This window comes from Roseomonas populi, from assembly GCF_024594815.1.
Lineage (GTDB): Bacteria > Pseudomonadota > Alphaproteobacteria > Acetobacterales > Acetobacteraceae > Roseomonas > Roseomonas populi.
The window spans coordinates 240,946-262,406 of sequence record NZ_JANJOU010000001.1; the positions used below are offsets into that span (position 1 = coordinate 240,946).

At 71.7% G+C, this 21,461-nt stretch carries 28 protein-coding genes; 8 read left to right on the forward strand and 20 right to left on the reverse strand.

Annotation, left to right across the window (positions count from 1 at the left end):
- Nucleotides 1-157: 157 nt before the first annotated feature.
- From NRP21_RS01215 to flgB, 7 genes are read right to left on the reverse strand one after another with little or no spacing between them, the layout of a single operon-like run.
- Nucleotides 158-1,726 carry an ATP-binding protein gene (locus tag NRP21_RS01215; RefSeq protein ID WP_257714343.1) on the reverse strand — a complete coding sequence of 523 codons (1,569 nt, stop codon included), beginning with the start codon at nt 1,724-1,726 and terminating at the stop codon, nt 158-160.
- 7 nt (nt 1,727-1,733) lie between these two features.
- Complete coding sequence (locus NRP21_RS01220) at nt 1,734-2,789, reverse strand: EscU/YscU/HrcU family type III secretion system export apparatus switch protein (RefSeq protein WP_257714344.1); 1,056 nt, start codon at nt 2,787-2,789, stop codon at nt 1,734-1,736.
- Entirely contained in the window at nt 2,789-3,565 is a 777-nt protein-coding gene (locus tag NRP21_RS01225) for a flagellar biosynthetic protein FliR (protein WP_257714345.1), read from the reverse strand. The genes NRP21_RS01220 and NRP21_RS01225 overlap by 1 nt, the downstream gene beginning before the upstream one ends.
- A 13-nt stretch (nt 3,566-3,578) precedes the next feature.
- Nucleotides 3,579-3,851, reverse strand: coding sequence for a flagellar biosynthetic protein FliQ (locus tag NRP21_RS01230; protein WP_308219857.1), 273 nt, complete (start codon nt 3,849-3,851; stop codon nt 3,579-3,581).
- Nucleotides 3,851-4,144, reverse strand: coding sequence for a flagellar hook-basal body complex protein FliE (fliE, locus tag NRP21_RS01235; protein ID WP_257714346.1), 294 nt, complete (start codon nt 4,142-4,144; stop codon nt 3,851-3,853). The genes NRP21_RS01230 and fliE overlap by 1 nt, the downstream gene beginning before the upstream one ends.
- On the reverse strand, nt 4,144-4,551 hold the full coding sequence (flgC, locus tag NRP21_RS01240; protein WP_257714347.1) for a flagellar basal body rod protein FlgC: 408 nt from the start codon (nt 4,549-4,551) through the stop codon (nt 4,144-4,146). The genes fliE and flgC overlap by 1 nt, the downstream gene beginning before the upstream one ends.
- Nucleotides 4,552-4,580: 29 nt before the next feature.
- A complete protein-coding gene (flgB, locus tag NRP21_RS01245) occupies nt 4,581-4,988 on the reverse strand; it encodes a flagellar basal body rod protein FlgB (protein WP_257714348.1) in 408 nt (135 codons plus the stop codon).
- Between the two features lie 95 nt (nt 4,989-5,083).
- Here flgB and NRP21_RS01250 point away from each other — a divergent pair, with 95 nt between their 5' ends.
- Genes NRP21_RS01250 through fliP form a run of 3 tightly spaced genes read left to right on the forward strand, consistent with a single transcriptional unit; the run spans nt 5,084 to nt 6,309 of the window.
- A complete protein-coding gene (locus NRP21_RS01250) occupies nt 5,084-5,341 on the forward strand; it encodes a hypothetical protein (protein ID WP_257714349.1) in 258 nt (85 codons plus the stop codon).
- Nucleotides 5,342-5,350: 9 nt separating this feature from the next.
- Complete coding sequence (locus NRP21_RS01255; RefSeq protein WP_257714350.1) at nt 5,351-5,596, forward strand: flagellar biosynthetic protein FliO; 246 nt, start codon at nt 5,351-5,353, stop codon at nt 5,594-5,596.
- 29 nt (nt 5,597-5,625) lie between these two features.
- Nucleotides 5,626-6,309, forward strand: a complete 684-nt coding sequence (fliP, locus tag NRP21_RS01260; protein ID WP_408639589.1) for a flagellar type III secretion system pore protein FliP — start codon at nt 5,626-5,628, stop codon at nt 6,307-6,309.
- Between the two features lie 229 nt (nt 6,310-6,538).
- Here fliP and speE read toward each other — a convergent pair whose 3' ends face one another.
- The 9 genes from speE to NRP21_RS01305 all read right to left on the reverse strand — a co-directional run bounded on the left by speE (nt 6,539) and on the right by NRP21_RS01305 (nt 14,452).
- Nucleotides 6,539-7,411 (reverse strand): polyamine aminopropyltransferase, encoded by an 873-nt coding sequence (gene speE, locus NRP21_RS01265; RefSeq protein WP_257714351.1) that lies wholly within the window; start codon nt 7,409-7,411, stop codon nt 6,539-6,541.
- Nucleotides 7,412-7,484: 73 nt separating this feature from the next.
- Nucleotides 7,485-7,931, reverse strand: a complete 447-nt coding sequence (gene speD, locus NRP21_RS01270; protein ID WP_408639590.1) for an adenosylmethionine decarboxylase — start codon at nt 7,929-7,931, stop codon at nt 7,485-7,487.
- 157 nt (nt 7,932-8,088) lie between these two features.
- On the reverse strand, nt 8,089-10,863 hold the full coding sequence (locus tag NRP21_RS01275; protein ID WP_257714352.1) for a hypothetical protein: 2,775 nt from the start codon (nt 10,861-10,863) through the stop codon (nt 8,089-8,091).
- Nucleotides 10,863-11,429, reverse strand: a complete 567-nt coding sequence (locus tag NRP21_RS01280; protein ID WP_257714353.1) for a protein phosphatase CheZ — start codon at nt 11,427-11,429, stop codon at nt 10,863-10,865. Before NRP21_RS01280 ends, NRP21_RS01275 begins: the two co-directional genes overlap by 1 nt.
- Nucleotides 11,422-11,802 (reverse strand): response regulator, encoded by a 381-nt coding sequence (locus tag NRP21_RS01285; RefSeq protein ID WP_408639591.1) that lies wholly within the window; start codon nt 11,800-11,802, stop codon nt 11,422-11,424. Before NRP21_RS01285 ends, NRP21_RS01280 begins: the two co-directional genes overlap by 8 nt.
- Before the next feature lie 16 nt (nt 11,803-11,818).
- The gene (locus NRP21_RS01290; protein ID WP_257714354.1) at nt 11,819-12,445 is read right to left on the reverse strand and encodes a MotE family protein; all 627 of its coding nucleotides are present in this window, start codon (nt 12,443-12,445) and stop codon (nt 11,819-11,821) included.
- Nucleotides 12,445-12,861 carry a DUF6468 domain-containing protein gene (locus tag NRP21_RS01295; RefSeq protein ID WP_257714355.1) on the reverse strand — a complete coding sequence of 139 codons (417 nt, stop codon included), beginning with the start codon at nt 12,859-12,861 and terminating at the stop codon, nt 12,445-12,447. Before NRP21_RS01295 ends, NRP21_RS01290 begins: the two co-directional genes overlap by 1 nt.
- A complete protein-coding gene (fliM, locus tag NRP21_RS01300; RefSeq protein ID WP_257714356.1) occupies nt 12,858-13,916 on the reverse strand; it encodes a flagellar motor switch protein FliM in 1,059 nt (352 codons plus the stop codon). The genes NRP21_RS01295 and fliM overlap by 4 nt, the downstream gene beginning before the upstream one ends.
- On the reverse strand, nt 13,913-14,452 hold the full coding sequence (locus NRP21_RS01305) for a flagellar basal body-associated FliL family protein (RefSeq protein ID WP_257714357.1): 540 nt from the start codon (nt 14,450-14,452) through the stop codon (nt 13,913-13,915). Before NRP21_RS01305 ends, fliM begins: the two co-directional genes overlap by 4 nt.
- 173 nt (nt 14,453-14,625) lie before the next feature.
- Between NRP21_RS01305 and flgF the strand changes: the two genes are divergently transcribed.
- The 4 genes from flgF to flgH are packed head-to-tail and all read left to right on the forward strand — an operon-like array spanning nt 14,626 to nt 17,853.
- Nucleotides 14,626-15,372, forward strand: a complete 747-nt coding sequence (gene flgF / locus NRP21_RS01310) for a flagellar basal-body rod protein FlgF (protein ID WP_257714358.1) — start codon at nt 14,626-14,628, stop codon at nt 15,370-15,372.
- 23 nt (nt 15,373-15,395) lie between these two features.
- On the forward strand, nt 15,396-16,181 hold the full coding sequence (gene flgG / locus NRP21_RS01315) for a flagellar basal-body rod protein FlgG (protein ID WP_257714359.1): 786 nt from the start codon (nt 15,396-15,398) through the stop codon (nt 16,179-16,181).
- On the forward strand, nt 16,181-17,116 hold the full coding sequence (gene flgA / locus NRP21_RS01320) for a flagellar basal body P-ring formation chaperone FlgA (RefSeq protein ID WP_257714360.1): 936 nt from the start codon (nt 16,181-16,183) through the stop codon (nt 17,114-17,116). Before flgG ends, flgA begins: the two co-directional genes overlap by 1 nt.
- The gene (flgH, locus tag NRP21_RS01325; protein WP_257714361.1) at nt 17,116-17,853 is read left to right on the forward strand and encodes a flagellar basal body L-ring protein FlgH; all 738 of its coding nucleotides are present in this window, start codon (nt 17,116-17,118) and stop codon (nt 17,851-17,853) included. The genes flgA and flgH overlap by 1 nt, the downstream gene beginning before the upstream one ends.
- A 57-nt stretch (nt 17,854-17,910) precedes the next feature.
- Here the strand turns inward: flgH and NRP21_RS01330 are convergent, their stop codons facing one another.
- The gene (locus NRP21_RS01330) at nt 17,911-18,102 is read right to left on the reverse strand and encodes a CsbD family protein (protein WP_308219858.1); all 192 of its coding nucleotides are present in this window, start codon (nt 18,100-18,102) and stop codon (nt 17,911-17,913) included.
- A gap of 106 nt (nt 18,103-18,208) precedes the next feature.
- Between NRP21_RS01330 and NRP21_RS01335 the strand changes: the two genes are divergently transcribed.
- Nucleotides 18,209-18,964, forward strand: coding sequence for an SOS response-associated peptidase (locus NRP21_RS01335; RefSeq protein ID WP_257714362.1), 756 nt, complete (start codon nt 18,209-18,211; stop codon nt 18,962-18,964).
- 92 nt (nt 18,965-19,056) lie between these two features.
- Here the strand turns inward: NRP21_RS01335 and NRP21_RS01340 are convergent, their stop codons facing one another.
- The 3 genes from NRP21_RS01340 to NRP21_RS01350 form a co-directional block, all read right to left on the reverse strand.
- Nucleotides 19,057-19,368, reverse strand: coding sequence for a hypothetical protein (locus tag NRP21_RS01340; protein WP_257714363.1), 312 nt, complete (start codon nt 19,366-19,368; stop codon nt 19,057-19,059).
- Nucleotides 19,369-19,507: 139 nt separating this feature from the next.
- On the reverse strand, nt 19,508-19,855 hold the full coding sequence (gene uraH, locus NRP21_RS01345) for a hydroxyisourate hydrolase (protein WP_257714364.1): 348 nt from the start codon (nt 19,853-19,855) through the stop codon (nt 19,508-19,510).
- A 5-nt stretch (nt 19,856-19,860) separates the two neighbouring features.
- Nucleotides 19,861-21,324: a SidA/IucD/PvdA family monooxygenase gene (locus NRP21_RS01350; RefSeq protein WP_257714365.1), complete on the reverse strand. Its 1,464-nt coding sequence runs from the start codon at nt 21,322-21,324 to the stop codon at nt 19,861-19,863.
- Between the last annotated feature and the right edge of the window lie 137 nt (nt 21,325-21,461).

Here is a 21,461-nt window from a genome sequence, read left to right on the forward strand (position 1 = left end):
GCGATCGGTGGACGCTTTCCGGCGTGCCACCGGCGGATGAGGGAGCGGCTCCTCGGCCGTCACCTCACGCGCTTGTTAACCGGCCGGGTCGGTCGCGCACAAGCGCCAAACACGACCTCGGCTCGGGATGTTCATATTACGTTCTCGGCAGCAAAGTTCAAGTGGAAAGGGGTTCGGGAAGGCGCGCGACGAGGTCTACGAGCTGGGCGGGGCGATAGGGCTTAGGGAGGAAGACGACCCCCTCGCGGCCCATCTCCTGGCCGAGCGCGGCCTCGGCGTAGCCGCTGACGAGGACCACCGACATGTGGGGAAGGATGGCCCGGGTTGCACGGGCCAGGGCAACTCCATCGAGGCCTGGCATGGCAATGTCCGAGACGAGGGTGGCGGGGCGGAGGCCGTCCTCGATCATCTCCAGGGCCGTGTCGCCGTCCTCGGCCTGGGTGACGCGGTGGCCGGCGCGTTCCAGCGCCACGGCGGCAAGGCGGCGAAGAGGGGCTTCGTCGTCCACGAGGAGGATGTGGCGGCCGGCAGGGCTTGCAGGGGCGGGCGCAGGCGCGGGTTCCGGCTCGGCCTCGCCCTCGTGCCGGGGCAGGTGAATGCGGAAGCGGGTGAGGCCCGGGCGGCTCTCGATCCACAGGGCTCCGCCGGACTGACGGACGATGCCGTGCACCGTGGCCAGCCCGAGGCCGGTGCCGCCCTGCGCCATGCGAGTGGTGAAAAAGGGTTCGACGATTCGGGGGAGGATTTCCGCCGGGATGCCGGGGCCGGTGTCGGACACCTCCAGCACGGCCCAGCGGCCGGGTGGGAGAGGGTCCGGGTGGCCGGGCTCCTCCCGGAGAGCGAGGGCGGTATCCGTCGCGATCGTCAGCCTCCCCTTCCCGCCCATGGCGTCGCGGGCGTTGGCGGCGAGGTTGAGGAGGATCTGGTCGAGTTGCAGGGGATCGACGCGGACGCGGACGCGGCGGCCGAGGGCGCCGGGATGCATCTCCAGCGCGACTTCGGGGCCGAGAAGACTCTGCAGCATCGAGGTGGCGGCGGCGACGGCCTCGTCCAGGTCCAGCACGCGGGGTTCGAGCTGCTGGCGACGGGCGAAGGCAAGGAGGCGGCGCACCAGGCCGGCGCCGCGGGCGGCGGCGTCCTGCGCGGGCCGCAACTCCTCCCGCGTGGCTGGGGCGGCGAGGATGGCGGCATCCGTGGCACCGAGGATGATGGAGAGAAGGTTGTTCACGTCGTGCGCGATGCCGCCGGCCAGCTGGCCAATGGCGCGCAGACGCTCGCCCGCCTCGGCCTCCTCGCGATGACGGTCGCGCTCCGACAGATCCTCGGCCAGCAGGGCGCGGGCGCCGTTCGGCATGGGGATCAGACGGAGCAGGACGGGAACGGGCGCCCTTCCCTCCTCTGCGGCGAGAACGGATTCGAGCGGAGCGGGGATGGCCGATTCCAGCCAGGCCCCGGCATCGGGCCGCGCGGCGGGATCAAGGAGGGAGAGGACGGGCAGGCCCGGGCGGACCGGCAGGGCGGGACCGAGCATGGCGCGCAGGGCCGCGTTTCCGCGCAGCACGATTCCCTGCGCGTCCAGCAGGACGGCGCCATGGGGCAGGCCGTCGAGAAGGGCGGCGAGGCCCGGGTCCAGCGCCATCGGGCCAGGTTCGGGGAGGCCGAGGAGATTGCGGATGCCGTTCGCCACGATCCGCAGCCTAGCGCGTGCGTTGGAGGCGTCCATCATCCCCCTTTCAGCTCACCCGCCCGGCGCGGGCGCGCCAGACGAAGGCGATGATCTCGGCAACGGCCTGGTAGTGTTCCGGCGGGATCTCGGTCTCCAGTTCCAGCTTGAAGAGGGCACGGGCGAGCGGCGGGTTCGAGACGAGGGGGACGCCAGCCTCCCGCGCCTTCTCGCGGATCTTCGCCGCGACCTCGTCCGCGCCCTTGGCGAGGATCTTCGGGGCGGCGCTGGAGCCTTCCTCGTAGCCGAGGGCGACGGCGTAGTGGGTGGGGTTGGTGATGACGACCGCCGCCTTCGGCACGGCGGCCATCATGCGGCGCCGCGCCATTTTCTGGCGGAAGGCCTTCTGCTTCGCCTTCACGTGCGGGTCGCCTTCCGAGTCCTTCGCCTCCTCCTTCATGTCCTGGCGGCTCATCCGCAGGCGGCGGAGGTGGCGGAAGCGGACGAGGAAGACGTCCGCGCCGGCGAGGAGCGCGAAGGCCGCGAGGGTTGCGGCCAGGAGGCGCAGGGATCCATCCGCGACGGTGCCGAGCAGCGCCGCGGCGGGCTGGTGCATCACCGCTTCCAGCAGTTCCGGCGCGCCGCCCGCGTGCCAGATGGCGGCGCCGACGAGGACCATCTTCAGCAGCGTCTTCAGGAACTCGATCACCGATTCAGCGCCGAGGATCCGCTTCAGCCCGGACACCGGTGAAAGGCGCGAGAGCTGGGGCGCAAGGCCTTTCGCCGAGACGAGGCCGCGGGTCTGCAGCAGCGTGGTTGCGGCGGCGCCGACGGCGGCGGCGCCGAGCACCGGGACAAGCAGGGCCGCGGAGGGCATCAGCACCTCCAGCGCCGCCTGTGGCGAGAGCTCGTGCCCGCGCTCCAGGATGCCGCGCAGGGCGCGCAGGAGGTCCCGGCCGAGGGAGGGCGCGGCCATGGCGGCGGCCAGCACGGCGAGGAGCAGGGCGGCGAAGCCCGAGGCTTCCCGCGAGTTCGGGACCTGGCCCTCCTCCCGCGCCTTGTCGAGCCGCCGGGCGCTGGGGGATTCGGTCTTGTCCTCCGCTTCCTCGCCGCCTTCCTCGGCCATCAGCGCAGCCCCGGCAGGTCGGCCCAGCCGGCCGCGACGGCTTCCCGGAAGGTGGCGAGGAGCGGGGGCGCGAGGAGGGCCAGCAGCGCGAGGCCGGCAAGGATCTGGCCGGGGGCCGCGACAAAGAAGACCTGGACCGAGGGCGCCACGCGCGAGACGAGGGCCATGGCAAGGTTGATGGCAACGGCGACCACGACGAAGGGCCCGGCGAGGCGAAGTGCGAGGGCGAGCATGGCGGCGCCCGCCTCCGCCATCTCGTTCACCGCGGCGCCGGCGGGCCAGGGAGTGCCGGCAGGCATCAGCGCGTAGCTCTCGGCGAGCGCGCGGAGCGGCAGGGCGTAGAGGCCGGTGGAGAGCACCAGCACCGCCGCGGCGAGGGTGCCGAGGCGACCGAGGGCCGAGGCGCCGCCGCCGAGATTGGGGTCGGCCGCGAGGACGTTGGCGAGGCCGAGCAGCGAGGCGGCCACCTGCAGGCCGACCGAGAGCGCCATGGCGAGCAGGCGCGCGAGGCCGCCGATCCAGAGGCCGGTGGCGATCTCCAGCGCGATCAGGCGCAGCGTTTCGGCGGCGGAATCGGGGGCGCCGGGAAGGTTGGGGGCGAGGACCGGGAGCAGGGCGGGAACGAGGCCGAGCGCAATTCCCAGGCGCACGGGCGCGGGGATGTCGGCCTCGCCGAGACCGGGCAGGATCATCGTCGCTGCGCCCATGCGGGCGAGGACGAGCACGGCCTGGAAGGCCAGGTGCGGTAGCGCCTCAAGGAAGGCGGCTTCCGTCACAACCCGCCCACCGTCAAAGACCGCCCAGGGTGACCATGCGGTCGAAGAGGGTGACGGTCCAGTCGTGCAGCACGCCGACCATGAAGGGGCCGAGCAGGAGCAGCGCGCCGCCCGCCACCGCCAGCTTCGGGAGGAAGGCGAGCGACTGCTCCTGGATCTGGGTAAGGGCCTGGAGGACGGAGACGGCGAGGCCGACGACGAGGAGCGCGACGAGCGGCGGCGCGCCGATCTGGAGCGTGACCCAGAGGGAGTCGCGCATCGACTGGGCGACGAGGTCGGCTTCCATCAGATCGGCATCCGCATGATGTCCTGATAGGCGGAGACGGCGCGGTCCCGCACGGCGACCGCGGTCTGCAGGGCGAGCTCCGCGCGGCTGACGGCGAGGACGGTATCGGTGACGCTGACCTGCCCGAGCATCGCGCCGGTGCTGGCGGTATCCGCTTGGCGGCCGGACTCGACCGCGCCTTCGATCGCGCGCTTCAGGGCGCCGCCGAAGCCCTCCGCGGGGTTCGCGACGGGGGCTGCCGTGGCGGTTCGGTAGGCTGCCGCCGCACCGGCAGCGCCGATGGGGGCGGGCATCAGCGCAGCGCCTCGATGGCGCGGGTGAGCATGCCGCGCGTGGTCTCCAGCACGGAGAGGTTGGCGCTGTAGGAGCGCTGGGCCTCACGCATGTCCATCACCTCGATGAGGCTGTCCACGTTCGGGGTCTTCACGTAGCCCGTGGCGTCGGCGGCGGGGTGCGAGGGATCGTAGTGGCGCGGGAACTCGCCGGGCGCCCCTGCGACGCGGCTGACGGCGACGGCGCGGGTGCCTGTCTCTCGCTCCAGGCGCTCGGCGAAGGACACGGTGCGGCGGCGATAGGGTTCGGCACCGGGGCTCTCGCCCGTGCTGTCGCGGTTGGCCAGGTTCTCCGCGACGACGCGCAGGCGCGTGGACTGCGCGGCCATGCCGGCGGCGGAGATGCGGAGCGCCTTGTCGAGATCCATGCGGTTTCTCCGTTGGCGGCCGGGGCGCGCTAGCCGCTGCGGCCCAGCGCGGTGCGGAACATGCCGTTCCATCGCTTGTAGAGGCCCATGGCGAGGGCGTGGGCCGAATCGGTGTCGGCGACCTTCAGCGCCTGCTCGTCGAGGGAGACGGCGTTGCCGTTGGGCGAGACCTCTTCCGCCGGGGTGGCGCGGGCGGCGGGGTCGCCGGCGCCGGCCGGGGCGAGGTGGCGCGGGTCGGTGCGGGCGAGGGTTGCGGGATCGGCGGCGCGGGCGAGGTGCCGGGCGAAGGGGGCGAGGTCCCGTGCGCGGTAGCCCGGGGTATCGGCATTGGCGATGTTGCTGGCCAGGACCTCCTGCCGCCGGTCCAGCCAGCGGAGGCGGGTTTCGGCGAGGTCCATGGCGTTCGAGCCGGGCGGGATTTTGCCGGTGATGTCCATGCCGGCATCTTCGGCCGGGATCCTTAATTTTCGGTGGAGAGCGCGGCGGGCCGCATTAACCGTTCGGCAGGGATCCCGGGCCCATGATCCCGAGCATGACAAGCACGCCGCAAAATGCCGTGCTCACCGCCGTCGATGAATTGCACGGCGTGCTGAGCCTCGCCGAGGCCCTTCTCCTGGGAGGACGGGACCTTGATCTGCAAGGGCTGGAGGGAGAGGTGGCGACGCTGTGCGACGCCGCCCTGGCATTGCCGCCCGAGGAAGGGCGCGCGACGCGGCCAGCGCTGACGGGATTGCTGGCTCAGGTGAACGGGCTGCGGTCGCGGATTTCCCGCGCCGGTGCCGGCGCATGAGGGCGGACCATGGACGGTGGGATGGGGCAGTGGGTGACGGCGGCCGGCGCGCTGGCGCTGGTGCTGGGGCTGCTGTGGCTGGTGGCGCGGCTGGCGCGGCGCGGCGGTCTGGCCGTGGCGGGACCGCGGCGGATGCGGGTGGTGGAGGTGACGCCGATCGATTCGCGGCGGCGGGCCGTGATCCTGCGGGTGGACGGGCGGGAGGCGCTGGTCGTGACGGGCGGGCCGCAGGACAGCTTCCTCGGCTGGCTCTGATCGCGGGCGCGCTGCTGCTGGTGCCGGGGGTGGCGCTGGCGCATTCCGTGTCGCTGGATTTCGGCGGTTCGGGGGCGGGCAGCACGGCGCGGCTGGTGCAGCTGACGGCGCTGATCGGGCTGCTGTCCCTGGCCCCTTCCCTGCTGGTAATGGCGACGGCCTTCGCGCGCATCGTGATCGTGCTCTCGCTCCTGCGGAGTGCGATCGGCGCGCAGGGCATTCCGCCGAACCCCGTGCTGATCGGGCTGGCGCTGTTCCTGACCTTCTTCGTGATGCAGCCGGTCGTGGAGGCGAGTTGGGCGCAGGGGCTGCAGCCGATGCTGGCGGGGCAGATGGCGGAGCTGGACGGGCTGGCGGCCTCGGCGGAGCCGTTCCGCAAGTTCATGCTGGCGAATGCGCGGGAGACGGACCTGGCGCTGTTCCTGGACTTGGCAGGGCTGCCGGCGCAGGCAGCGGCGGATCAGGCGCCGTGGCGCGCGCTGGTGCCGGCCTTCATGGTGAGCGAGCTGAAGCGCGGCTTCGAGATCGGCTTTCTGATGTTCCTGCCGTTCCTCGTTATCGATCTTGTCGCGGCGTCGCTGCTGATGTCGCTGGGCATGATGATGCTGCCGCCGAGCGTGGTGGCGCTGCCCTTCAAGATCATCTTCTTCGTGATGGTGGACGGGTGGCGGCTGGTTTCGGCGAGCCTGGTGCAGGGCTTTGCCGGGAACTGAAAACGGCCGCCATGCCCCCGCGCCCCCAATCCGTCACCGCACGCCCCCATCTTGAAGGATGGTCAGGCGGGCGACGGCCAAACCGGGGGGCCGGTGGAGCATGGCGGCCGGAGAGAGACGGCCGCCGCGGCCCCGTGTTCCCAATCCGTCACCGCACGCCAGAATGGCGGGCGACGGCCAAACGGGAACCGGTGGAGCGCGGCGGCCGTAGCCGCCCCTGCCCTGGCCTTCAGGCCTTCTGGGGCAGGTGCTTCGAGATGTACGGGGGCAGGTTGAAGGCGCCCACGTGGATTTCCGGCGTCCAGTAGCCGGTCTTGCCGAGGATGCCGGCGCGCTCGGCGCGGGCGCGGATCTCGTCCACGCCGACGCTCCGCATCGAAGCGTCCTTCGCGGCCCAGCCGAGCGTCATGTAGCCGCCGACATAGGTGGGGACGGCGGCGACAAAGGCCCAGATGTCCGGGAAGGCCTTACCGCGACGGACCGAGGTCTCGGCGAGTTCCTCCGCCTGCATGATGGGAACGCCGCACTGGTTCACGATGAGGCCGCGATCCGAGAGCAGGCGCGCCGCATTGGCATAGAACTCGTCGGTGAAGAGGACCTCGCCGACGCCGATCGGGTCTGTGCTGTCCACGATCACCACGTCGAAGGAGCCGTCGACGGCCTTGCGGACGTAATCGATGCCGTCGGCGACGAGAACCTCGGCGCGCGGGTCGTTCCAGGCATCGCCGGCGACGCCGGGCAGGAACTCCTTCGCGAGGCGGATGACCTCGCCGTCGATCTCGACCATGACGGCCTTCTCGACGTTCTTGTGCTCGAGCACGCGGCGGAGGACGCCACCATCGCCTGCGCCGATGATCAGGACGCGCTTGGCATCGCCGTGGGCGAGCAGCGGGACGTGCGTCAGCATCTCCTGATAGACGAACTCGTCCATCTCGGTGATCTGCACGACGCCGTCGAGCAGCATGACGCGGCCATGCGTCTCGGATTCGAAGACCATGATGTCCTGGAAGTCGGACTTCACGCGGGCGAGCTCGCGCACGACGCGGAAGCGCTGGCCCCAGGCGGGGTAAAGCGTCTCGTTCACCCAGGAGTCAGTGGTCATCGACGGTCTCCGGACAGAAGAAGGGGGCGGACCCTAGGGCCCGCCCCCCGGTCTCGTGCGTGACGTTCTGGTGTCAGGCCTGCATGCCGCGGCGGTGCTCCGCCAGCTGCACGCGCTCCGGCAGGAAGCCGCGCTTCAGCACGGGAATCGCCAGGTAGGGGTCGCAGACGCCGCAGACGAAGATGTCGAGCGCGGCATAGGACTTCTCGGGCCAGGTGTGGATCGAGACATGGCTCTCGGCCAGCACGAGCACGCCGCTCACCCCGCCATTCGGCTGGAAGTGGTGGAAGTGGCCGTGCAGGATCGTCGCGCCCGTCTCGATCGCGGCCTCGCGCAGCACCTCGTCGATGTGCGCGGGATCGTCGAGGTTCGTCGCACCCCACAGATCAATAATCAGGTGAGTCCCGGCGAAGCGAACGCCGTTCTTCTCGACGAAGTAGTCCTTCGTCTCTTCAGTGAACTGGGCTTCGCTCGGGCTTGCATCCGAGACCATCCCCAGCGGAGCAACGTGAAAGTCCATTTGGGCCCCCATTCCTCGACCGGCAGATGACCAGGACGATCGGAAATTCGATCAGGTCAACGGCGGCGCATATGAGGCACGCGGGCCCCTATCGCAAGTGAATTCGGAACATTCTGGCCGAAAAAAACGCGGCTCCCCCCCGCGTTCGACGCGTGGCTTACCTTGAAGAAGCTGCCGCTGTCCGGAAGGCCTCCAGCCTCTCTGGGAATCCCCGGAAAAGGTCCAGTTCGCGCTGGAGCCGGGGAAGATCGGAGAGGCCGCGGACCGGATCGGCCGTGAGGAGGCCGACCGCCTCGGCCACGGAGCCGCTCCCGAGTTTTGACAGCCACCCCGTGCGGATTGCGGAGAGGCGGCTGGCATCCCCTGCGAGGGCAGCGAAGGCGGTTGCGCGAAGCAGGTTGAGGGGTGTGGCCGGATCCGATGGGGTCCCGGCGGCCAGCGTCAGTAGCGCGTCCGAGGCGCCGGTCCAATCCCGGCGCTCTGCGAGAAGGTTCGCCAGCGTTGGCAGGCCAGGGGTGCCGAGGCCGCGGAGAATAGATGCCGCCTCCTCAGCGGCCCCCGCGGTGGCCTTGGCGCGCGCGAGGAGGAGCCCGCGCTCGACGGCCTGGTCCGGCAGGTCCGGCGCCTTCTCGATAGCGGCGGCGGCACCGGCCGCGTCGCCGGCGGCGAGGCGGAGGGCGGCGACGCGGAGCGCCAGGGTGGGGCGCGCCTCGGCCGGGGCGCGCTCCAGCGCCTGGGTGGCGAGGGTGGCGGCGCGGTCGGGCAGTTCCATGGCGTTCAGGCGTTCGGCGAGGGTCAGGAGAGCCTCGGCCGCGCGGATCCCTGCCGGGAGCAGGGGCGCGTGTGCCTCGACCAGGGCGACGGCGAGGGTCGGCGGCTCCTGGACCATGGCCTGCAGCAGGGCGGCTTCCTGCAGAGGGCGGAGCTGGGCGGCGCGATCGGGGTAGCCCTCGGCGGTCTCCTTCAACATGTCCAGCGCGCCGCGACCGTCGCCGGCCTGCTGGCGCAGGGCCGCCGCGCGCAGGCGGGTGCCGAACTCCTCCGTGTCGCCGCGCCAGGCGAATAGCGCGGCCTCCAGCGCCGCGGCCGCGGCCGCAGGGGTGATCGTGCCAGCGGCGAGGCGGATCTCGGCCGCGCGGCGCAGGGCTCGGGCACGGGCCAGGCGGTCGCGCCCTTCGGCGATGCGGGCGAGGCGCTCCAGGGCCTCATCGTTGCGCCCTTCCGCCTCGGCGAGGCGGGCGGCAGCGAGGGCGAGGTCCAGGCGCTCACCGGCTGCCTGGAGAAGGCGGCGAGCTGCGGGGAGGTCGCCGGCCTCCAGCACGGAATCGGCGGCCATCGGCAGCAGGCGGGCGCGCAGCGGGTCGGGATAGGCGAGAAGGATGGGCAGGGTGGCGGCAAAGGCCGGTGCAGCGGCGCTCCCCTCGCCCGCCGAGGCGGCGAGCACGGCACGCCAGAGGGCAACCTCGTCGCTGGCGGGCAGGTTCGCGCTGCGGAGGGCCTGCGCTTCACCGGGACGGCCGGCAAGCAGGGCGGCTGCGGCGTGGACAAGAAGGCTCCGGGGGTCAGCGGAGGCGCGCGGGTCCTCCTGGAAGGCCAGGCGGATCATGGACTGGGCCTCCTGGGCAAGGCCGAGGGCCAGGAGTCCTTCGGCGGCAGCGCGGCGAAGCAGGTGGCGGGCTAGGGGCGGCGCGGCAGCGAGGCTGGCCGCCTGCGCGCGCAGGCGCTCCTGCGCCGCGGCGGCCGGAAGGTTAGGCAATTCCATGAGGCGGGTCATCGCGCCCGCATCGGCGGGCGGCTCCGGCAGGACGGCTCCGGACGTGCCGGAAAGGATGAAGCGGTCCCCGGCGCGGCGGAGGGCGACGGAGTCGGCGCGAGCCAGGGCGGCGATGCCGAGCTGGGTAGACAGGAGGTCCATCTGGGCCAGGTTGCGCGGAAGCGGCGCGGCCTGGCCGGGTTCGCGGACGGTGCCGACGAGGAGGGGCAGGCCGGTCTCGGGGTCCAGGACGGGCACGGGGCGGCCCGGAGCGGCAGCGCGGAACACAACGCGGCCTTCCGACGGCTCCGCGAGGATGGATCGCTCCCGCGGGGGCACGGGAATGGGGGCGATCAGCCACTGGCCGTTCTGCCGACGGGCGGCGAGGCCGGCGGGAGCGGCGATGGGAAGGGTGAGGATCGTGGCTTCGGGGAGCCGCTCCACGCGCAGGCTGCCGAAGACAGGATCATCGCGCAGGGGCGATGGGTCGTAGGCCTGCGGTTGGTCCAGCACGAGCAGGAGCAGGTCGCCGCGGCGCAGGATGGCGAGGCCAGCCTCCGCGCTGCCAGGCAGCAGGAGTGCGCGACCGCCCTCGGCCGCAGCAGTGCGGAGGGGGATGCCTGCGGGACGCTCCGGGGCGACGCTGGCCGGCGCAGGAGGAGGCGCGGCCGCGGCGAGGCCAGGCGGTGCAGGAACGGATGATGGGGGAACGGGCGATTCGGTGGCGGGAGTCGGGGCGGGGCGTGGGGCGGCCAGGCCGGGGGACGCGGTGCCGGCAGGAGTTGCGGAGCCCGGCGAGGTCGTTGCCGGGGGCGTGGGGGCTGGGGACGCGGCGGCATCCAGCACGTCCAGCACGAGGCGGCTGCCGAGGCGGTAATGGCGGAGACGCGCGCCAGGACGGATGCGGATGCGCAGGCCGTCCGCCGTTCCCTCCAGCGCCGTCACGTTGCGCGGCGGGCGGCGGGCGGCGGCGAGGTCAGGCTGAACGCCCGGGGCGAGGCGCAGGAAGGTGCCTTCCGGCCCCTCCTCCACCCGGTAGGGGATGTCCGGCGCGGCGAGGTCCAGCACGATGCGGCCATGGCCGGGATGGTTACCGACCCGCACCGCCGCCCTCTCCGCGAGGGCGGGGGTGGCGAGGACCAGCGGGCCGCACAGGGCGAGGATCGCCGCGCCGCGCATCAGTCGAAGCTCGCCAGCAGCGCGTCGATCTCCGCCTGGGAGGAAGCGGCGGCGGTGGGCTGCGGGCCGTTGGCGAGCCGCTCGCCCTCCGTCCGCGCCGGCGCGTGGCGGGCCGGCAGGGCGGAGGAGCGGGCGTAGCGGCCTGTGGTCTCGCGCACGCGCTGCTCGATCTGTTTCAGCGCGTTCACCACCTTGCCGATCCGCTGGCCGGTGATGTCCTGGAAGGCGCAGGCCTCGTAGATGCGGGTCACGCAGGTGGCGACCGTGTCCGCCGCCTCGGAGTCGAGCTTCGGCTGAAGGTTCTCCAGCGTCTCGCAGACGTCGAGGATCTCGTTCGCGGCGTCAGCGGTGCTGCGGACCACCTCGTCCAGCTCGTCAGTCGCGGCGGGGAGGTGCGTGGCGTCCACGTTCTCCACGCGCATCGCCGCGATCTCCTCCTTCGCGGCGGCGACCATCCGGCCGAGCGATTCCAACTCGGCGAGAAGGGCGGTCTCGGTGCGGTTCAGATCTGTCATGACCTGGAGCGCCACCTGCGGGCGCACCATGTCGGCGGCTGACTCAGGCATGGGCCATCACCTTCTCGATCTTGTCGCGCAGCGTCTCGGCGTTGAAGGGCTTGACGATGTAGTTCGAGACGCCAGCAGCGCGGGCGGCGACGACGTTCTCTGTCTTGCTCTCGGCGGTGATCATGATGAAGGGGATGGACTTCAGCCGGGCATCGGCCCGCACCTCCTTCAGCAGGTCCAGGCCCGTCATCGGCTCCATGTTCCAGTCGGAGATGACGAGGCCGAAATTGCCGGCGCGGAGCTTGGAGAGGGCCTCCTGCCCGTCCGTCGCCTCCTCGACGTTGTTGAAGTCGAGCTGCTTCAGCAGGTTCCGGATGATGCGCAGCATCGTCTTGTAGTCATCGACGATGAGGACGTTCGTGTTCTTGTCCATCGGCAGGACTCTCCTTTCATTCCGTCCGGTTGTCAGCAGCGCGGAGCCTTGCGAGCTCCGCGGTCAGCGTGCGGGCCCGATCCGGGCGCATGGCGCCGAGAATCGGGGCGGTCTTCGCTTCCCGCATCCGATTGACGATCTGTACGAGCACAGACATTTCCAAATCGTCGAAGACGGTGGCGGCATCGCGCGGGCGCATGGATTCATAGGTCTTCACCAGGCCGCGCCAGCCGGCCTCCTCGCGCTCTCCCCTGCCCCGCTCCAGCGTCTCCAGCCGGGACTTCAGGGCGGCCATCTCCTCCAGCCGCGCCGTGAGGCGGCGCTCGGCGGCGGCGAGGACGGCTTCGCGGGCGGCCATGGCGGACTCGCGCGCCTCGATCTCCGTCCGGCGCTCCCGCAGGCGGCCGAGGAGGTCGCGCTCGGCCTGGTCCACGGGATCGGGCGGCGGCGGTGCCGGAGGTGGCGGCGGGGCCGGCTTCACGGGAGCGGGTGGCGGCGACGAGGCGACGGCACTGGCGACGAGCAGCCCCTCGCCCGGCGCGGCCTGCCAGAGGGCGCCGGCCTTCACCAGCGCGAGGCCGGCGCAGGCAGCGAGGATGGCGGGCATCAGGCGTGGGCGCGGGATCCGGGGGAGACGGGGCATCAGCGAGCCATCCTCAGGGCGCGGAGCAGGTCGCGCTCGGCCTGGCTGCGTGGGGCCGGATCCTCGGCGGCGGACGCCGGGGCCGCGGCGGGTGCGGCCAGGGGGCGCCCCTGGCGGACGAGCGCGTCGAGCCGGTCGGCGAGGCCTTCTGCCCGGTCCACGAGGAAGCGCAGCTCGTCGCGCAGCGCCTCCGCGGTCGCCGCCTGGCGGGCGCCCGTCTCCAGCGCGATTCGAAGGCCGGCGAGGGTTGATGCCGCGTCCCGCGCCGCGACCTGGATGCCCTGCGTGCCTTCAGCGACGGCAGCACGGTCCCGCCGCAGGGCGGCAAGCCCACGCTCCAGGCGGAGGATGAAGGGCAGCGCGGCCAGGAGAAGCAGGAGAAGGGCGCCCTGCACGCACCATTCCAGCGCGCTCATGCCACGCCCTCCGATCCGATGCGCTTCAGCTCGCGCTCGATCCGCACGGCCAAGCGGTTCTCGCGGCGGCCGAGCACCGCCTCGAAGAGGGGGACCTCGCCGCAGCGGAGGCGCACGGGGGCGCCGGGGCCGACGTTGAGGGTGATGCGGTCGCCGGGCTTCAGGTTCACGATCGTGGAGAGAGGCAGCGGCTGCTCGTCCAGCACCACGTCGAGGGCGATGTCGGTGTGGCGCAGCTCGTCGGCCAGGTGGTTTTCCCAGATGGAGTCGCGGCCGAACTTCTCGCCCATGAACTGCTGCAGGAGCAGCTCGCGCACCGGCTCCAGCGTGGCATAGGGGAGGAGGAGCTCCACCTTGCCGCCGCGGTCCTCCATCTCCACGCGGAGCTTGACGAGGATGCAGGCGTTGGAGAGCCGGGAGATGGCGGCGAAGCGGGGATTCACCTCCAGCCGCTCGAACTGGAACTCGACGGGGCATAGGGGCTCGAAGGCGGCGGAGACGTCTCGAAGGACGACGCTAATGAGGCGCTCCACCAGGGTGCGCTCGATGGTGGTGTAGGGGCGGCCCTCGATGCGCATGGCGGCGGTGCCGCGGCGGCCACCGAGGAGAACGTCCACCACGGAGTAGATCATGGCGGAGTCCACGACCATCAGCCCGTAATTGTCCCACTCCTTCGCCTTCGCGACCGCGAGCATGGCGGGTAGCGGGATCGAGTTGAGGTAGTCGCCGAAGCGGAGGGAGGTGATGCCGTCGATCGAGACCTCGACATTGTCGGAGGTGAAGTTGCGGAGGGTCGTGCTCATCAGCCGCACCAGGCGGTCGAAGACGATCTCCAGCATCGGCAGGCGCTCGTAGGAGACGAGGCCGCTGCTGATGATGCGCTCGATGCCGGACTTGTTGTCGGCGGTGACCTCGCTGTCGAAGCCGAGGAGGCTGTCGATCTCCGCCTGGTTGAGGACGCGGGCTGAATCGGTGCCAGCCGCGGGCTCCTCCTCCAGCGAGGCACCCCAGGCGGCGGCGAGGTCGTCCTCCTCGTTGCTGGAGGGGGGGCTCATTGCACGATCATCTCGACGAAGAGGACGTCCTGGATCCGCGCGGGGCTGGCGGCGAGGGAGGCGCGGTTGCGCAGCTCCTCCCGCAGGCGGTAGGTGCCCTGGCTGCCGCGCAGTTCCTCCGGGCGCATTTCCCGCAGGTAGGTCTGGAAGAGGTCCAGCAGGCGGGGCATGGCGGCCTGAATGGCGGCGGCGTCGGACTCGGAGGCGAGTTCGAGCTTCGCCTTCAGGCGGATGAAGGTTGCGCGGCGGCCGGTGACGTTGAGGTTTGTCAGCACCTCCGGCAGGTCGAGGAAGACGGGCGGCTTCGCGGGCTGGCCGGCAGCGGGGGCCTGGGCGCCGCCGTGGCCGCCGATTGCCGCCGCGTGTTCCGCGGTGTGCTCGGCGGATTTGCCGAAGGGGAGCATGCCGCTGAACCAGAGGCCCGCGCCGACGCCGCCAAGCAGGAGCGGCAGGGCGAGGAGGATCAGCTTCTTCCCGCCGCCCTTCTTCGGGGGCGCTTCCGCTCCATCCGCTGTGGGTGCCGCCGCATGGGCCATAGGGTCGGGTGCTTCCTGCCGTTCCGATGGGGCGAGTGTGGCGACCAGGGGTTAACGGCCGGTTTCCGGGCGGCAGGATCTGCCGGGGCCGCGGGGAAGAGGATGTCGCCAATGCTTTGGTAAGGATTGGGGGCCATGCTCCGGGCCCGGACGGCAAAAGGCTCGCGACGCGGATGGACAATCCCGGCTACATCGCCCTCTCGCGGCTGGTGGCGCAGAACCGCGCGGTGGACGTGCTGGCGCACAACATGGCGAATGCGGAGACGCCGGGATATCGCGCCTCGCGGCCCGTTTTCACCGCCTACCTGGAACGGCAGCGCGAGGCGCGCGCGGTGCCGGGCGGCGAGACGACCTATTTCTCCCAGGACCGTGCGACCTGGCGCGAGGAGGCACCGGGGGCGGTGCAGACGACGGGGAATCCTCTGGATGTCGCCATCTCCGGCGCCGGGTTCTTCGCGGTGCAGACGCCGCGCGGGGAGCGGTACACGCGCGCCGGGCGGTTCTCCCTGGGGGCGGACGGGACGGTGGTGGACATGGAGGGGAATCCGCTGCTGGGCGCCGGGGGGAACCCGCTGCAGGTGGCACCGGGCGACACGCGGCTGGTGATCAAGGGCGACGGCACGCTGGCGAGCGAGAACGGCGAGATCGGGCGGATCCGCGTGGTGCGCTTCGAGGACGTGCAGGACCTGTTGACGGAGGGGAGCCGCTTGCTCGCCGCCGCGCCAGGGCAGGCACCGGAGAACGTGGAGCGGCCGGCGCTGGTGCAGGGCGCGGTGGAGGGCAGCAACGTGCAGCCGGTGGCGGAGCTGACGCGGCTGACGGCGGAGATGCGGGAGTTCCAGTTCATGGCGCAGTTCGCGGAGAAGGAGGGCGAGCGGCTCTCCGGCGCCGTCGAGCGCATTCTGCGAAAGCGCGGCTGATGCGGGTTGGGAGGGGTTAGGCGATGCGCGCGCTCTGGACGGCCGGCACGGGCATGATGGCCCAGCAGACGAATGTCGAGGTCATCTCCAACAACATCGCGAACATGAGCACGACGGGGTTCAAGCGCCGCCGGGCGGAGTTCCAGGACCTGATGTACCAGAACATGCGGCGGGTTGGCTCGCAGTCCTCCGATACGGGGACCACACTACCTTCCGGCGCGCAGGTGGGGTTGGGCGTGCGGACGGCGGGGGTGTACCGCATCCACGAGCAGGGCAGCCTGCAGCAGACCGAGAACAAGTTCGACATCGCGATCCGCGGCAACGGGATGCTGCAGGTGCAGTTGCCATCGGGCGAGACGGCCTACACGCGCGACGGAACGCTGGGCCTCTCGCCCGAAGGGGTGATCGTGACTGCGGAGGGGTATCCGGTGATGCCGGGAATCACCATTCCCGCAAATGCGACGGACGTGACGATCAACGGGAACGGCGAAGTTCTGGTGAAGCTGGCCGGACAGACGGCGGCACAGAATGTCGGGCAGTTCCAGCTGGCGATCTTCGCGAACGAGGGCGGGCTGGAGGCGGTGGGGGACAACCTCCTCGTGGCGTCGGCTTCTTCGGGCGCGGCTCAGCAGGGGGCGCCGGGGGCACCGGGGTACGGGAACATCATGCAGGGCTTCATCGAGACCTCGAACGTGAACGTGGTGCAGGAGATCACCAGCCTGATCACGGCGCAGCGGGCCTATGAGATGAACAGCAAGGTGATCACGGCGAGCGATGAGATGCTCAGCACCATCGCACGGCTGAAGTGATGCGGGCGCTGGTCCTCTTGCTCGTGCTGCTGTTGCCGGAGGTGGCGCGAGCCGACTTGGCGGTGCTGCGGCCAGTGGCGGTGGTGGAGGATTCTGTCGTCCGGCTCTCCGACCTGTTCGACGGGGTGGGGGCGAATGCGGCGCGCGCGGTGGGGCCGGCGCCGGCGCCGGGGCGGCGGATCGTGGTGGAAGCGGCGCAGCTACTGGCGATCGCGCGAGGGAACGGCGTGGCGTGGCGGCCGCTGACGGCGGCGGACACGGTGGTGGTGGAGCGGCCGGGGCGCGCGGTGGCGCGCGACGAGGTCCTCGACCTGCTGCGCGGGGATCTCGGGCGGATGGGGCTGGACACGCAGGCGGAGCTGGAACTGCCGGGGTTCCAGGCGCCGATGGTGCCGCTGGCGTCCTTCGTGCAGCTGGCGCTGGAGCAGCCGGTTTTCGAGGCGGCGACGAACCGCTTCTCGGCGACGCTCGTGGTGGTGGCGGAGGGGATCCCGACGCTGCGGATGCGGGTTGCGGGGCGGGCTGTGGCGACGGCGGCGGTGGTGGTTGCCACGCGACGGCTCGCTCTGGGCGAGGTGGTGGCGCCGAGCGACCTGCGGCTGGTGCGGCAGCGGGCAGAGCGGGTGCGGGCGGGGCTCGCGAGCGATCCTGGGCAGGTGGTGGGGAAGGCGCTGCGGCGGCCTGTGGGCGAGGGCGTGGGGTTCGCGCTGGCTGATCTCTCCCTGCCGCCGGTGATCGAGAAGAACGCGGTCGTGACGATGCTGGTGGAGGGACCGGGAGTGAGCATGAGCGCGCAGGGGCGGGCCATGGCAGCGGCCGCGCGGGGCGAGGTGGTGCCGGTGATGAATCTCTCGTCGCGCTCGGTGGTGGAGGCGGAGGCGATCGGGCCGGGACGGGTGCGGGTGGCCTTCGGCAGCGTGCCGGTGAACCGGTGATGCGGGGCGCGGTGCTGCTGGCGATGCTGGTGCCGCTGTCCGGGTGCGGGACGGCGGAACGGCTGGCGCGGATCGGGCACGCGCCGGACATGGCGCCGATCAGCGATCCGACGCGGGACCCGGACTATCGGCCCGTCTCCATGCCGATGCCGGCGCCGCAGGATGCGCGGCAGCTGGTGGCGAACAGCTTGTGGCGTCCGGGGAGCCGGACCTTCCTGCGGGACCAGCGGGCGGCGGCGGTGGGAGACCTGATCACGGTCCTCGTCTCGATCAGGGACAATGCGGCGCTGTCCAACAGCACGGATCGGAGCCGGGACAATTCGGAGAACATGGGGATTCCCCGGCTGCTGGGGCTGGATGCGTCCTATGCGCGCTTCCTGCCGAACGGGATCGATCCGTCGAAGCTGGTGGAGGCGTCCTCCGCCAACTCGTCGGTCGGTAAGGGGGAGATCAAGCGGAACGAGGCGGTGACGATGCGGATCGCGGCAACGGTGACCCAGGTGCTGCCGAACGGGAATCTCGTGGTGGGCGGGCGGCAGCAGGTGCGGGTGAACCAGGAGATGCGGGACCTGAGCATCGCCGGCATCATCCGGCCGCAGGACATCGCCAGCGACAACACGGTACAGCACGACCGGCTGGCGGAGCCGCGGATCGCCTATGGCGGGCGGGGCACGGTGAGCGACGTGCAGGCGCCGCGTTACGGGCAGCAGGTGCTGGACGCGATTCTGCCCTTCTGAACGCAGGAAGGGCGGGCGCCTTGCGGCGGCCCGCCCTTCCCTTCTGACCCTTGTGGATCAGGCCTTGTCGGTGGCGTCCCGCACCGCGTCCTTCACGCCGCCGGCGGCGTTCTGGACCTTGCCCTCGGCGCGCTTGGCCGCGCCCTCAGCTTCCATCTTCTTGTCGCCGATCGCGGCGCCCACGTTTTCCTTGATGGCGCCGCCGGCCTGCTTCAGGGAACCCTCGACGCGGTCCTTATCGATCGCCATGGCGTTGTCTCCTTGCCGTGTTGCTCTGGGTTAAGAACGTGGCGGGCTGCGCCCGGGTTGCCACGGGCCGGGGCGCGGCGAATGACGGATTGCAACGGAGCGGCGCATGTGCGGGCGGTACTTCCTTCAGCGGGATCCGGCGGGAGTGCGTGACTACTTCGCGGTGCCGGAGACGAACGCGCTGCCGAATTTCGCGCCGAACTGGAATATGGCGCCGACACAGGACGGGGTAGTGCTGCGGCGGAACCCGGAGACGGGGCGGCGGCAGTTGGACCTGCTTCGCTGGGGTCTGGTGCCGCGCTGGGCGAAGGATGCGAAGGACGGGGCGCGGCTGATTAATGCGCGGGCGGATGGCGTGGCGGAGAAGCCTTCCTTCCGTGATGCCTTCGTGAAGCGGCGGTGCCTGGTGCCGGCGGACGGGTTCTACGAGTGGCTCTCGCCGAAGGAGGCAGAGGGCACGGCGCGGACAAAGGACCCGAAGCAGCCCTTCGCGGTGGCGCTGGCGAATGGGGAGCCGATGGCCCTGGCGGGAATCTGGGAGGGGTGGAAGGACCCGGAGGGACACTGGCTGCGGACCTATTCGGTCATAACCACGGAGGCGAATCCGAAGCAGGCGCCCCTGCACCACCGCATGCCCGTGATCCTGCCGCGGGAGGCCTGGCCGGCCTGGCTGGGAGAGGAGGAGGCTTTGCGGGATGAACTGCTCAGGCTGCTACGGCCCTGCCCGCCGGAGTGGCTGGCCTGCTGGCCGGTGAACAAGCGGGCGAACAAGGTCTCCGAGAATGATGCGGGGCTGATCCTGCGCGATCCGGGGGTTTCGGCACCGCCGGGGCTGGATGATCCCTCGCCCTATGCCGGTTGAGTCCGCGGGCGCCGCGCGGAAGCTCTGTCAGGCGCGCCCCCGAAGCGCCGGGACGGGGCCGCGCCGTGGTGGCGCAGCCCCGCTTGCCGGGTTCAGAACCGGCGCTGGTCCGTGCTGGACGGCAGCGGGCCGCCGCGCATCGGCTCCGTGCCGATGTCCGGGACGGCGTTGCTGCGGTTGATGGCGCCGCTGCCGGCGGCGGGCAGCGGGGCGCCGCGCATCGGCTCGGTGGAGATCGACGGGGTGCCGCCAGAGACGGGGGCCGGGGCCCCGGCCGGCAGCGGCGCGCCGCGCATCGGCTCCGGCGTCGGGGTGGGGGGCGGGACGGACTGGGCGCAGGCGGCGAGAAGGGCGAGCGCGGCGAAGGCCGCCGAGTTCCGCAGGAGGGCGCGTGAGGGGTTCATTGGAGGTCTTCCCTGGCTTGCAGCGCCTGCGCCATCGCAGCCGCACCGGACCACCTAACGGGGGCCGGCGCGGGAAGATTGTCGAATTCGACCGCTTTCGGCCAGTGGGGGCCGTTTGGGGATCGATACGCCCTCGGGCCTAGCTTCCCCGGTAGGTGGAGTAGGACCAGGGCGAGCAGAGGAGCGGGACGTGGTAGTGCCCCTGCGCTTCGCGCAGGCCGACGTTGATCGTGACCGTCCCGAGGTAGCCCGGGTCCCCTCCCCTCGCGGCGAAGTAGGCGCCTACCTCGAATCGCAGTTCGTAGCGGCCGGGGGCAAAGGTCTCGGGGGTGAGGAGGGGCGAATCGGTGCGGCCATCGGCGTTGGTGATCGTGCGGGACAGGCGCGCGGGCTCCGGCTCCATGCGCCAGAGCTCGATTGCCATGCCTGCTGCGGGAATGCCGTTGGCGGTGTCCAGGACGTGGGTGGAGAGGGCGGAGGGCTTCACCGCGCTCACTCCGCGGCCAGGACGGGGAGTTCCCCGGGGATGACGCTCGTCAGCTCGGGCTCGTCGTAGCTCAGGAGGGTGTGGAGGTGGTGCTCCGCGTCCTCCTGCCAGAAGCGGCGGCAGAGGCCGTCCACCAGCCGCATGGTGCCGTACTTCATGCCGGAGATGGTGGCGCCGGAGAGGCCCATGGAGGCAGTGGAGCCGTAGTTGATCATGTGGATGTGGTGCAGGAAGGGGGCGGCGCCCGGGGTCTTCTCGCGCATGGAGAAGTCGCTGTTCAGGTAGGGGCAGGCGCCGAGGGCGGGGAATTCCAGGCCGGCGGGCGGGGTGTAGGCGTCGCGCCAGAGGAGGATGTGCTCGGCGAAGGGGGCGAGCTCCGGGCGGAGCGCCAGGTCGAAGGCGGTGCCCGTGCCGACGATGACGTGGTCCGCCCGGTGCTCGGCGCGGGGGGTGGTGACGACGACCTCGCCCCCCTCCTCCCGCACGGCGGTGACGGGGCTGCCCATGTGCAGCTCGAAGCGCGGGTCCTCGGCCACGCGGTTCCAGGATTCCTGGGGCGGCGGCTGGTTGAGGGCGAAGATGTGCTGCATGAAGCGCCAGCGCATGGCGTCCGGCAGGCTATAGAGCTGGCCGAGGAAGCCGGGCTGCTCCATCCAGCGGAAGGGGTTCACGCGCGGCATCTGGCGGCGGCGCACCAGCATGATGGCGTGGGCGGCGCCGGCTTCCAGCGCGGTGGCGAGGTTGTCGAAGGCTGACGCGCCTGCGCCGACGACGAGGATGCGGCGGCCCTTCAGCGCCCCGAAGTCCACGTGGCCGGAGGTGTGGGAGACGCGGGCGGGGGGAAGGCTGTCGAAGGGCGCGGGGATGGACCAGCCGCCCATGCCATCCATACCGGTGGCGAGAACGAGCTTGCGGGCGCGGATGACGGCTTCGCCCGAGGGGGTGGAGAAGGTGAGCTCCAGGGGTTCCTGCGCGGCGGTGTGGCCGATGCGGAGGAGGCGGTGGCCATGGGCGACGGGGAGTTCCAGCGTCTCCTCCAGCCAGTCCAGGTAATGCTGCCAGTCCACGCGGCCGATCTTGTGCAGGCTCTCCCAGGCGGCCTCGCCGTCCCGCGCCGTGAAGTAGGCGCGCGGGGTGAGCGCGGGGATGCCGAGGTCGGGGCCGGTGACGTGCTTCGGGGTGCGGAGGGTCCGCATCCGGGCGAAGGTGGTCCAGACGCCGGTCTCGCCCTTCGGCGCGGCGTCGAAGACCCGGACGCGCTGCACCCGTTCGCGCAGGAGGCCGTGGGCGGTGACGAGGCCGGTCTGGCCGGCGCCGATGATCGCCACGTCCAGCACCCCTTCCCCCTGGGAGGGCACCCAGGGGTGGCGGGGGTAGTCCAGCAGGCGGAGCTGGCGGCGGGCCTCGGCGGCGAGGGCGGCCAGGGCTTCGGACTGGGAGGCGGTCGGGGCTGGCGTGGCGTCCGGCATGGCGGTCCCTGGCAGTTGTGCGGATCCCAGTGGCCTGGGGCAGGCGTTTAGGGGGAGCGGCTTCTCGGGCGGTTCCCCGCCCGGCCGGCGATGCTCTCCCGGGTTCGGCGGGGCGTAGCACGCGGCGTGCCGCTTGT

Excerpts from the sequence above, each read along its gene's own strand:
- NRP21_RS01330 (WP_308219858.1), bottom strand. The coding sequence starts at position 18,102 with ATGGCGATCGATAAGGACCGCGTCGAGGGTTCCCTGAAGCAGGCCGGC.
- flgA (WP_257714360.1), top strand. The coding sequence starts at position 16,181 with ATGCGGGCGCTGGTCCTCTTGCTCGTGCTGCTGTTGCCGGAGGTGGCG.
- NRP21_RS01250 (WP_257714349.1), top strand. The coding sequence starts at position 5,084 with ATGACAAGCACGCCGCAAAATGCCGTGCTCACCGCCGTCGATGAATTG.
- NRP21_RS01275 (WP_257714352.1), bottom strand. The coding sequence starts at position 10,863 with ATGCGCGGCGCGGCGATCCTCGCCCTGTGCGGCCCGCTGGTCCTCGCC.
- fliM (WP_257714356.1), bottom strand. The coding sequence starts at position 13,916 with ATGAGCCCCCCCTCCAGCAACGAGGAGGACGACCTCGCCGCCGCCTGG.
- flgG (WP_257714359.1), top strand. The coding sequence starts at position 15,396 with ATGCGCGCGCTCTGGACGGCCGGCACGGGCATGATGGCCCAGCAGACG.
- NRP21_RS01220 (WP_257714344.1), bottom strand. The coding sequence starts at position 2,789 with ATGGCCGAGGAAGGCGGCGAGGAAGCGGAGGACAAGACCGAATCCCCC.
- NRP21_RS01230 (WP_308219857.1), bottom strand. The coding sequence starts at position 3,851 with ATGGAAGCCGACCTCGTCGCCCAGTCGATGCGCGACTCCCTCTGGGTC.
- flgH (WP_257714361.1), top strand. The coding sequence starts at position 17,116 with ATGCGGGGCGCGGTGCTGCTGGCGATGCTGGTGCCGCTGTCCGGGTGC.
- NRP21_RS01335 (WP_257714362.1), top strand. The coding sequence starts at position 18,209 with ATGTGCGGGCGGTACTTCCTTCAGCGGGATCCGGCGGGAGTGCGTGAC.
- speD (WP_408639590.1), bottom strand. The coding sequence starts at position 7,931 with ATGGACTTTCACGTTGCTCCGCTGGGGATGGTCTCGGATGCAAGCCCG.
- NRP21_RS01295 (WP_257714355.1), bottom strand. The coding sequence starts at position 12,861 with ATGAGCGCGCTGGAATGGTGCGTGCAGGGCGCCCTTCTCCTGCTTCTC.
- NRP21_RS01290 (WP_257714354.1), bottom strand. The coding sequence starts at position 12,445 with ATGCCCCGTCTCCCCCGGATCCCGCGCCCACGCCTGATGCCCGCCATC.
- NRP21_RS01255 (WP_257714350.1), top strand. The coding sequence starts at position 5,351 with ATGGACGGTGGGATGGGGCAGTGGGTGACGGCGGCCGGCGCGCTGGCG.
- NRP21_RS01340 (WP_257714363.1), bottom strand. The coding sequence starts at position 19,368 with ATGAACCCCTCACGCGCCCTCCTGCGGAACTCGGCGGCCTTCGCCGCG.
- NRP21_RS01350 (WP_257714365.1), bottom strand. The coding sequence starts at position 21,324 with ATGCCGGACGCCACGCCAGCCCCGACCGCCTCCCAGTCCGAAGCCCTG.
- NRP21_RS01305 (WP_257714357.1), bottom strand. The coding sequence starts at position 14,452 with ATGGCCCATGCGGCGGCACCCACAGCGGATGGAGCGGAAGCGCCCCCG.
- flgF (WP_257714358.1), top strand. The coding sequence starts at position 14,626 with ATGGACAATCCCGGCTACATCGCCCTCTCGCGGCTGGTGGCGCAGAAC.
- NRP21_RS01215 (WP_257714343.1), bottom strand. The coding sequence starts at position 1,726 with ATGATGGACGCCTCCAACGCACGCGCTAGGCTGCGGATCGTGGCGAAC.
- NRP21_RS01285 (WP_408639591.1), bottom strand. The coding sequence starts at position 11,802 with ATGGACAAGAACACGAACGTCCTCATCGTCGATGACTACAAGACGATG.
- speE (WP_257714351.1), bottom strand. The coding sequence starts at position 7,411 with ATGACCACTGACTCCTGGGTGAACGAGACGCTTTACCCCGCCTGGGGC.
- flgB (WP_257714348.1), bottom strand. The coding sequence starts at position 4,988 with ATGGACATCACCGGCAAAATCCCGCCCGGCTCGAACGCCATGGACCTC.
- NRP21_RS01280 (WP_257714353.1), bottom strand. The coding sequence starts at position 11,429 with ATGCCTGAGTCAGCCGCCGACATGGTGCGCCCGCAGGTGGCGCTCCAG.
- fliE (WP_257714346.1), bottom strand. The coding sequence starts at position 4,144 with ATGCCCGCCCCCATCGGCGCTGCCGGTGCGGCGGCAGCCTACCGAACC.
- flgC (WP_257714347.1), bottom strand. The coding sequence starts at position 4,551 with ATGGATCTCGACAAGGCGCTCCGCATCTCCGCCGCCGGCATGGCCGCG.